Below are 8,957 nucleotides of genomic sequence, written 5' to 3' on the forward strand. Positions count from 1 at the left end.
TCGTCGTGAATGAGGCGATGAATGCGGGCCGCGCGATTGTCTGTTCCGACCGCATCGGTGCCGCCCCGGATTTGATTGTTCCCGGTCTTAACGGCCATATCTACCCCTTCGGTAACGATAAGGCGCTCTCGGCCTCTTTACGCGACTGTTTGGTCGATCCCGAACGGCTGGCCGCGATGGGGCAAGCTAGTCTCGACCGGATCAATCAATGGAGCTTCGATCAGGATATTGACGGCCTGTGCCGCGCCCTGCGCGAGGTAACGGGCGTGGAGATTAGGCCATGACGCGGAAGGTTTTGGTGACGGGCGGCGCGGGGTATATCGGCAGCCATACGTGTAAAGCGCTGGTCCAGGCGGGTTATCTGCCCGTGACTTACGATTCGCTGGCGCGCGGGTTCAAGGATGCCGTGCGGTATGGCCCGCTGGTGGTGGGCGATATTGGCGACCGGGCAACCTTGGATGCAGCGCTGGCCGAGCATCAGCCCATCGCCATTTTGCATTTCGCCGCCCTCGCCTATGTTGGGGAAAGCGTGACCGATCCGGCGCTTTATTATCGCAATAATACAACAGGGGCGCTGACGTTGATCGAAGCCGCGCTGGCCGCCGGGATCGATAAGCTGGTTTTCTCCTCCACCTGCGCCACTTACGGCGTGCCGCAGCGGTTGCCCATCGACGAGGACACGCCGCAAGCGCCGATCAACCCCTATGGCCGCTCGAAACGGATGGTCGAGCAGATGTTGCAGGATGTTGGCGCGGCCTCCCCCCTGCGCTCGGTGGCGTTGCGCTACTTCAACGCCTCCGGGGCCGATCCCGAGGGGGAGTTGGGCGAAAACCACGACCCAGAAACCCATCTGCTACCGCTCGCCATCGATGCGGCGCTCGGCCTCGGCCCGGCCTTGCAGGTCTTCGGCAATGATTACCCAACGCCGGATGGCACCTGTATCCGCGACTATATCCATGTCGCCGATCTGGCCGACGCCCATGTGCGCGCGCTGACTTATCTGGAAAACGGCGGCGCGACGACCGCCATCAACCTCGGCTCCGGCACCGGCTTTTCGATCCGGGAGATTCTGACGGCGATTGAAACGGTGCTGGGCGTGCCGGTGCCGCACCAGTTCGGCCCGCGCCGCCCCGGCGATCCGCCGAGCTTGGTGGCGCTCGCCGAGAAAGCCAAAGACGTGCTGGGCTGGGTTCCCAAACATTCGGATATCGAAACCATCGTTCGTACCGCCGCCACCTGGGCGCGCCGCCAGCATAATCGGTGAGCGGGATGCGCGCGCAAACGCCGGTTCTGATCGGCCATCCGGGGGCCGCCCATTTCATTTACGAAATGGTGGCGGCGGTGGAAGCGCTGGGGTTCGATTCGCGCTTCGAGACCGGCTTTTATTATGATCCGCAGGGAATTTGGGCGCGGCTGCTGGCGCGGGTGCCCGAAAGCTATCGCGGTAAGATCGAGCGCGAGTTGAAGCGCCGCAGTTTCCCCAGCATCGACGCGCGCCGGGTGCTGGTGCATCCCATCCCCGAACTCGCCTATGTCGCGGCGGCCCGCCTCGCCAACCACCGACCGGCGGTGCCGAAGGCGGTGATGGCGTGGCGGAACCGATATATCGACAGCGCGATTGCCGGGCGGATTCGCCGGGAAAAGCCGCGCCTGTTCATTGGCCACGACACCTCGGCCATCCGCAGTTTCGAGGCCGCCAAGCAGAACGGTACGCTGACGGTCCTGAACCAGATGATCGGGCATCTCGCCGTCGGCGACCGGATTTTGCGCGAGGAGGCGGCGCTTCACCCCGATTGGGCCGATTCGCTGCACGCGGGCGCGCCGCAATCGGAAATCGAGCAATGCCTTGCCGAAGCGCGGATGGCCGATGCGATCCTGTCACCCTCGGACTATGTCACCCAAACCTTGATCGAGGTCGGCGTTGCGCCGGAGCGCATTCACTTGCAGCCCTTCGGCGTGCGCGTCGACCGCTTCAAACCGCCCGAGACTGTGCGCGACGACGGCATTTTCCGCCTGCTCTACGTCGGCCAAATCAGCCAGCGCAAGGGGCTGAAGTATGTTCTGGAAGCGGTAAAGCAGATCGGCGACCGCTCGATTGAACTGGTGCTCGTCGGCGGTCTCGTCGGCGAAGGGCGCGGCTTGACCCCCTATGAGGGCTGGTATCGTCACGTCCGCAATGTGCCGCACCACGAGGTTGAAAAGCTGTTTCAGTCGGCGGATGCTTTCGTCTATCCCAGCCTGCACGAGGGCTCGGCGTTGGCGATCTTCGAGGGCATGGCCACGGGCCTGCCGGTGATTACCACGCTCAATTCCGGCTCGATGGTCCGCGACGGCATCGAAGGCAAAATCGTGCCGATCCGCTCGGTGGAGGCGATTGCCGAAGCAATCCTGACCCTGAAAAACGACGCCGATCTGCGCGGTGCCCTGGGCCGCGCCGCCCGCGTCCGTGCCCTTGGTTTCACCTGGGGCCATTACCGCGACCGGCTGGGGCCGGTGCTGGATGGGGTGCTGGGGATCGGTTAACGAAAACAATGTCAGGGGCGCTGCCCCCGACACCCCCGGCTCAAGGGGCTTGCCCCTTGAGAATCCCTTTTCCGGAAACCTTAATTTTTGTCGATTTATCCGGATATTGAACCCAGGAATCGGGTTCTCCAAGGGCCGTCGCCCTTGGACGGGGGAGGGGCAGCGCCCCTCGCACCCCTCAGGCGACTATTCGACCGGCGTCACGCTCTGCACGATGAAACCCGCGCTGGTCGGGTATTTCGACTGGGCGCGCAAATGCGCTTCGTTCAGGCTGGGGGCGTTGATTTCCACATAGCGGGTTTCGGCCCAACCATCGTCGTAGCGCTTATGATGCTCGCCCCGGCTGACGATGTTGGCGACTTCGGCATTATAGACGGCGATTTCGAAACGGGGCATCGAGGGCCTCCTTATTCTTTGTGAGGGTTAGGGGCGCGCGGCGCAGAGAATATAGTTCACGGCAAGCGACGGGGACCGCGACCATTCCCCGCTGAGGGGGCTGAAGGCGAGGCCGGTCACGTCCGTCACCGCAAGGCCCGAGGCGCGCAACGGCCCCGCCAGTTCCGAGGGCTTGCGGAATTTGCGCCAGGAATGCGTTCCGCGCGGCAGCAGGCGTAGCAGATATTCCGCGCCAACAATCGCGAGCCCAAAGGCCTGGGGCGTGCGATTGAGGGTGGAAAGGATCAACAAACCACCGGGGGCGACGAGGGCGGCGCAGGTGGCGAGAAACGCCGCCGGATCGGCAACATGCTCCACGATCTCAAGCGCCGTTACGATATCGAAGTGTTTACCTTCGGCCAACAGCGCTTCCGCCGTCGCCGTGCGATAATCGATTTTCAGCCCTGCCGCTTCCGCATGGGTGCGGGCGATGGCGATGCTTTCGGCGGCGGCATCGATGGCGGTCACCTGCCCACCCAAGCGCGCCAACGGCTCGGCGACGAGCCCGCCGCCGCAGCCGATATCCAGCACCTGTTTGCCCAAAAACGGCCGCAAAGAGTTCGTTTCGCCACCGAAACGGGCCAAGGCACAGTCGCGAATATAGCCCACCCGCACCGGGTTCAGTGCGTGCAGCGGGCGCATTGGCCCTTCCGGGTCCCACCAGGTTTCGGCGAGGGCGGCGAATTGCGCCACTTCGCGCGCGTCGATACTGGAGACGGGGGGCGATAGGGGGCCGGGCGCGGGCGCGGTTTGGGGATGAGCCATAGATTCCTCTTGACGATGCGGGGTCAGCGCTTGGCCTTGCCGATTCCAAAGAGTATGAATAGCGGCCCAAGCGCTGGCAACCCTTCCCCCAGGTTTCTCATCCGAGGTCGCGGGGGCGGGCGCGTCGGCCCTCAAAGAAGAAAGGAAGCAGGCCACTATGGCCCGTATCGTCATGAAGTTCGGCGGCACGTCGGTGGCCGATCTCGACCGGATTCGCAATGTGGCCCAGCGCGTGAAGCGCGAGGTGGACGCGGGCAATCAAGTCGCCGTCGTCGTCTCAGCGATGGCTGGAACCACGAACCAGCTCGTCGCCTGGGTCAACGGCATCTCCAAGCTGCACGATACCAAGGAATATGATGCCGTCGTGGCGTCGGGCGAGCAAGTGACCGCCGGTCTGACCGCCCTCGCCCTACAAGAAATCGGCGTGCCCGCGCGCTCCTGGCTTGGCTGGCAGATCCCGATCTATACCGACGATGTCCACGGCAAGGCCCGCATTACCGATATTCCCGGCGATAATCTGAATGCCGCCTTCGATCTGGGCGAAGTCGCCGTGATCGCGGGCTTCCAGGGCGTCAGCCCGGACGGGCGGATTACGACGCTCGGGCGCGGCGGGTCGGACACGTCGGCGGTCGGCATTGCGGCGGCGATCAAGGCCGACCGCTGCGATATCTATACCGATGTGGATGGGGTTTACACGACCGATCCCCGGATCGTGACGAAAGCCCGGAAGCTCGATAAGATCAGCTACGAAGAAATGTTCGAAATGGCCTCGCTGGGCGCTAAGGTTCTGCAACCGCGCTCGGTTGAAATGGCGATGAAACATCGGGTGCGGGTGCAAGTGCTGTCCAGCTTTGCCGATGTGCCCGGAACCTTAGTTGTGGATGAGGACGAGATCGTGGAACAACATCTGGTCAGCGGTATTGCCTATAGCCGGGACGAAGCCAAAATCACCCTCGCCAAAGTGGCCGACCGGCCCGGCGTGGCGGCTGCTATTTTCGGCCCGCTCGCCGACGCCGCCGTGAACGTCGATATGATCGTTCAGAATGTCTCCGCCGACGGTAAAACCACCGATCTGACGTTTACGATTGGCCGGGCCGATTTGGAACGCGCGCTGCAAGTTCTGCGCGATGCCAAGGAAACCATTGAATATTCCCAGCTTATTCCGGATCCGGCTGTGGCTAAAGTATCGGTGGTCGGGGTCGGCATGCGCAGCCATGCTGGCGTGGCGTTGAAAATGTTCGAAACCCTGGCGGCGAAGAACATCAACATCCAGGTCATCACCACCTCGGAAATTAAAGTCTCGGTCCTGATTGCCGAGGAATATACGGAATTGGCGCTGCGGGCTCTGCATACGGTGTTTGGGCTTGATGCGACTGCGTAACAAGGTACGGTTGGTTTAATGCAGGACGGTCTCGCCTCTCTTTTCCGCGATCCTTCGCCAGCGCTGTCGGCGCTGTGGGCGGACGGCTGCACCTTTTTGGGCACGCCAACCGCCATTCTCGGTGGGGCGATGACCTGGGTTTCGGAACGTACCTTGGTGTCGGCGATCTCGGAAGCGGGGGGCTTCGGCATCCTCGCGTCCGGCTCGATGCCGCCGGAAATGCTGCGCGCCGAAATTCGCGCCACCAAAGCGCTGACGGGCAAGCCCTTCGGCGTTAACCTCATTATTATGCACCCGCAACTATCGGCGCTGGCGGCGGTTTGTTTGGAAGAGGGCGTATCGCATATCGTGCTGGCGGGCGGCATTCCACCGAGCGAAACGATCCGGCAGATCAAGGACGGCGGGGCCAAAGCGATAGCCTTCGGTCCCACCTACGCGCTGGCCCGCAAGCTGGTGCGCGGCGGGGTCGATGCGCTCATTATCGAAGGCTCGGAGGCGGGCGGCCATATCGGCGCGGTCTCAACCTCAGTCCTGGCACAAGAGATTTTGCCGGTAGTCCGGGAGGTTCCGGTTTTCGTCGCGGGCGGCATCGGGCGCGGCGAGGCGATGCTGGCCTATCTGGAAATGGGCGCGGCGGGGGTGCAACTCGGCACGCGGTTTGTGTGCGCCACCGAAAGCGTCGCCCATCCCAATTTCAAAAAAGCCTTCCTGCGCGCAACCGCGCGGGAAGCGCAACCCTCGGTTCAACTCGACCCGCGCTTTCCGGTCATTCCCGTGCGCGCGCTCATCAATCACGCGACGCGGGCGTTTCAGGAGCGCCAGCGCCAAGTGATTGGCGAGGTCGATGCCGGGCGATTGGATCAGAAACAAGCGCAGCTCGATATCGAGCATTTCTGGGCCGGGGCTTTACGCCGCGCCGTGGTCGAGGGCGACGTTGAAAACGGCTCGCTGATGGCCGGGCAAAGCGTTGGCTTCGTCAATAAAGAACAGGCCACTGCCGAGATTATTGCCGAGTTGATCGATCAGGCCGATGCCGCCTTGCGGGCGCGGTCGCTGTCCCGCGCGTTGGGAGGTTAGCATGCAGACGCCCCCATCCCCTGGCTGGAGTGGGGCGCGCCGCCTGTTGCGGCGTCTGCGGGATTTAATGGCGGCGGGGACGGCGGCGGAAGAGCGGTTGAATCAAACCGTCCGCCTCATCGCCTCGGACATGGTGGCCGAGGTTTGCTCGGTCTACATTATGCGCGCGGGTGAAGTGCTGGAGCTCTTCGCCACCGAAGGCTTGAACCCGGACGCGGTGCATAAAACCCGCATGCGGGTGGGCGAAGGCTTGATCGGCGATATTGCCGCCCATGCGCGCGCCATTGCCGCGTCGGACGCCTGGGCGCACCCGAACTTCTCCTACCGCCCCGAGACCGGCGAAGATCTATTCCGCTCGCTAATGGGCGTACCGATCATGCGCGGCGGGCGCGTCGCCGGGGTTCTGGCGGTCCAAAACAAGGCGCAGCGGCTCTATACGGAAGAAGAGCTGGAAACGCTCGAAACCGTGGCGATGGTGCTGGCCGAACTGATTGCCTCGGGCGATCTGGTCAACCCGTCCGAAGCGATTATGGCCGATGCCACCGCCATTGCACCGCGCCGCTTGGATGGCTTGCGGTTGAATGCCGGGCTCGCCATCGGCACGGCCCTACTGCATTCGCCGCGCGTGACCATTCGGCAAATGGTGGCGGAAAACCCGGCGGAAGAGCTGGAGCGCCTGAAAGCCGCCGTCTCCGATATGCACACCCAGCTCGACACCCTCCTCACCGGCTCGGACGTGATGGCGAGCGGCGAATTGCAGGACGTGATGGAAAGCTACCGGATGTTCGCCCAAGACCGGGGCTGGCTCGGGCGCATCCGCGAGGCGATCAATACCGGGCTTACGGCAGAAGCCGGGGTGCAAAAGGTCCAGAACGATATGCGCGCCCGCATGCGCGAAGTGACCGACCCTTACCTGCGCGAACGGCTGCTGGACCTTGAAGACCTCACGGGCCGCCTGCTCACCCATCTGTCGGGGGCGGTACTCGATACGTCGGAAATGCCGCTGGATGCGATTGTTTTCGCCCGCGCGATGGGGCCGGCGGAACTGCTGGATTACGACCGCAGCAAGCTGAAGGGGCTGGTGCTGGAGGAAGGTTCGGCCACCTCCCATGTTTCCATCGTCGCGCGAGCGCTCGATATTCCGGTTCTGGGCCGCGTCTCCGACGTGCTCGACCGCGTTGAAACCGGCGATCAAGTGGTCTTGGATGGGGATAACGGCCAGGTTTTCATCCGTCCGGGGCAAGACGTGCTGGATGCGGTGCGCGTCTCAATGCAAGCCCAGGCCGATTTGAAACTACGCTATGCCGCCACCCGCCATCTTCCGGCGATGACGCGCGACGGCCAGTCGGTCGCGCTGATGCTGAACGCGGGGCTGCTGATCGATCTCTCGCATCTGGAGGAAACCGGCGCCGATGGGATCGGGCTCTACCGCACCGAAATTCCCTTCATGGTCCGCTCCTCCTACCCGAATGTCGCCACCCAAACCGATATTTACCGGAAAGTGCTGGAGGCCGCCGACACGCGCCCCGTGACCTTCCGCACCCTCGATATTGGCGGCGATAAGGCCCTGCCCTATTTCGACGCGGGTGAGGATGAGAATCCGGCGATGGGCTGGCGCGCTATCCGCATCGGGCTCGACCGCCCAATCATGCTGCGCCAGCAGTTGCGTGCCCTCATTCGGGCCGCCGCCGAGCGCGAGTTGCGCGTGATGTTCCCGATGGTTGCAACCGTCGAGGAATATTTGCGCGCCCGCGCGCTGCTGGATGAAGAACTGACCCGCGCCGAAGACCGAGGCGAGGTGATGCCGGAGCGCATCAAGGTCGGCGCGATGCTGGAAGTGCCAAGCCTGATGTGCAGATGCCGCAACTGCTGGCGCGCGTCGATTTCCTCTCGGTCGGCTCCAATGATCTCTTGCAGTTCCTCTTCGCCTGGGATCGCGGCAGCCCGCGCCTGTCCGACCGCTATGATACGCTGAACCCCGGCGTACTGGCGTTCTTCGACGATCTGGTGCGCAAGGCCCGCGCCGCCTCCGTCCCCATCACCCTGTGCGGCGAAATGGCCGGGCGGCCATTGGAAGCGATGATGCTGATCGGCCTCGGCTTCCGTGCCCTCTCGATGACCGCTGCCGCCATCGGCCCGGTAAAAATGATGACGCGCTCACTGGATGCTCGGCAGTTGCGCCCGCTGCTCGATCAAATCATGCACCATCCGGTCGCCACCCTGCGCGGCACGCTGCGCGGCTATGCCCGCGACCGGGGGATTGTTCTGTAAGGCTCCCTTACGGTGCGGGTTCCCGAATCAACGCATCCGCCGGAATATGCCATTCCTTATGCAATTTCCGGATCATCGTGATCGATAATCTATTGATATTGCCGGAAAGAATTTCGGACGCGCGGCTTCGGCTACCCAGCAGGCGGGTTAGATCGGTTTGACGATAGCCCATTTGCTCCATGCGAAACTCGATGGCCTCAAGCGGCGTCGGCGGATCGATGGGAAAAGCCTCGCGTTCATAATGCTGCACAAGAATAGCGAGAGCCTCAAGCTCATCCACCTCGGGCGTATCGGCCTCGGCCAACATCAGCAGGCCAATGCGGTCAAGCGCCGCCCGATGCTGTTCGGGGGTTTTGATAGGGTGCAGCATGCTCATATCGTCCTTACGTCGATCTTATCATACTCTTGATGGGTTCCTGCAAAACGGATGAACAATACGTAAAAAACTCCCCGCGCCCGCTGGCTGCTGATACAGTAGCCTTCACGTTTGGCCTTTCGTCAGATT

Annotated in this window: 8 protein-coding genes and 1 pseudogene; 6 read left to right on the top strand and 3 right to left on the bottom strand. The window is 63.0% G+C overall.

The window, feature by feature from the left end; translation table 11 throughout:
- The 3 genes from VZ95_RS03345 to VZ95_RS03355 form a co-directional block, all read left to right on the top strand.
- A partial coding sequence (locus tag VZ95_RS03345) for a glycosyltransferase (protein ID WP_045774620.1) occupies positions 1-284 on the top strand: 284 nt, incomplete at its 5' end.
- A complete protein-coding gene (gene galE, locus VZ95_RS03350) occupies positions 281-1,264 on the top strand; it encodes a UDP-glucose 4-epimerase GalE (protein WP_045774621.1) in 984 nt (327 codons plus the stop codon). The genes VZ95_RS03345 and galE, both read left to right, overlap by 4 nt.
- A 5-nt stretch (positions 1,265-1,269) precedes the next feature.
- Positions 1,270-2,523, top strand: a complete 1,254-nt coding sequence (locus VZ95_RS03355) for a glycosyltransferase family 4 protein (RefSeq protein WP_045774622.1) — start codon at positions 1,270-1,272, stop codon at positions 2,521-2,523.
- A gap of 186 nt (positions 2,524-2,709) precedes the next feature.
- Here the strand turns inward: VZ95_RS03355 and VZ95_RS03360 are convergent, their stop codons facing one another.
- Both VZ95_RS03360 and ubiG read right to left on the bottom strand, forming a co-directional pair.
- On the bottom strand, positions 2,710-2,919 hold the full coding sequence (locus VZ95_RS03360) for a hypothetical protein (protein WP_045774623.1): 210 nt from the start codon (positions 2,917-2,919) through the stop codon (positions 2,710-2,712).
- A 27-nt stretch (positions 2,920-2,946) separates the two neighbouring features.
- Positions 2,947-3,723 carry a bifunctional 2-polyprenyl-6-hydroxyphenol methylase/3-demethylubiquinol 3-O-methyltransferase UbiG gene (ubiG, locus tag VZ95_RS03365; RefSeq protein ID WP_045774624.1) on the bottom strand — a complete coding sequence of 259 codons (777 nt, stop codon included), beginning with the start codon at positions 3,721-3,723 and terminating at the stop codon, positions 2,947-2,949.
- A 157-nt stretch (positions 3,724-3,880) separates the two neighbouring features.
- On the opposite strand from ubiG, the gene VZ95_RS03370 reads away from it, so the two are divergent.
- The 3 genes and pseudogenes from VZ95_RS03370 to ptsP all read left to right on the top strand — a co-directional run bounded on the left by VZ95_RS03370 (position 3,881) and on the right by ptsP (position 8,452).
- Complete coding sequence (locus VZ95_RS03370) at positions 3,881-5,104, top strand: aspartate kinase (protein WP_045774625.1); 1,224 nt, start codon at positions 3,881-3,883, stop codon at positions 5,102-5,104.
- Between the two features lie 18 nt (positions 5,105-5,122).
- Entirely contained in the window at positions 5,123-6,181 is a 1,059-nt protein-coding gene (locus VZ95_RS03375; RefSeq protein ID WP_045774626.1) for an NAD(P)H-dependent flavin oxidoreductase, read from the top strand.
- A gap of 130 nt (positions 6,182-6,311) precedes the next feature.
- Positions 6,312-8,452: pseudogene (gene ptsP, locus VZ95_RS03380) on the top strand (phosphoenolpyruvate--protein phosphotransferase).
- A 7-nt stretch (positions 8,453-8,459) separates the two neighbouring features.
- Here ptsP and VZ95_RS03385 read toward each other — a convergent pair.
- Positions 8,460-8,822, bottom strand: a complete 363-nt coding sequence (locus VZ95_RS03385) for a helix-turn-helix domain-containing protein (RefSeq protein ID WP_045774627.1) — start codon at positions 8,820-8,822, stop codon at positions 8,460-8,462.
- Positions 8,823-8,957: the final 135 nt, after the last annotated feature.

This window comes from Elstera litoralis (assembly GCF_000963705.1).
GTDB lineage: Bacteria > Pseudomonadota > Alphaproteobacteria > Elsterales > Elsteraceae > Elstera > Elstera litoralis.

Bases quoted from the DNA above. Each gene is read 5' to 3' on its own strand.
- galE (WP_045774621.1), top strand. From the start codon at position 281: ATGACGCGGAAGGTTTTGGTGACGGGCGGCGCGGGGTATATCGGCAGC.
- VZ95_RS03355 (WP_045774622.1), top strand. From the start codon at position 1,270: ATGCGCGCGCAAACGCCGGTTCTGATCGGCCATCCGGGGGCCGCCCAT.
- VZ95_RS03360 (WP_045774623.1), bottom strand. From the start codon at position 2,919: ATGCCCCGTTTCGAAATCGCCGTCTATAATGCCGAAGTCGCCAACATC.
- ubiG (WP_045774624.1), bottom strand. From the start codon at position 3,723: ATGGCTCATCCCCAAACCGCGCCCGCGCCCGGCCCCCTATCGCCCCCC.
- VZ95_RS03370 (WP_045774625.1), top strand. From the start codon at position 3,881: ATGGCCCGTATCGTCATGAAGTTCGGCGGCACGTCGGTGGCCGATCTC.
- VZ95_RS03375 (WP_045774626.1), top strand. From the start codon at position 5,123: ATGCAGGACGGTCTCGCCTCTCTTTTCCGCGATCCTTCGCCAGCGCTG.
- VZ95_RS03385 (WP_045774627.1), bottom strand. From the start codon at position 8,822: ATGCTGCACCCTATCAAAACCCCCGAACAGCATCGGGCGGCGCTTGAC.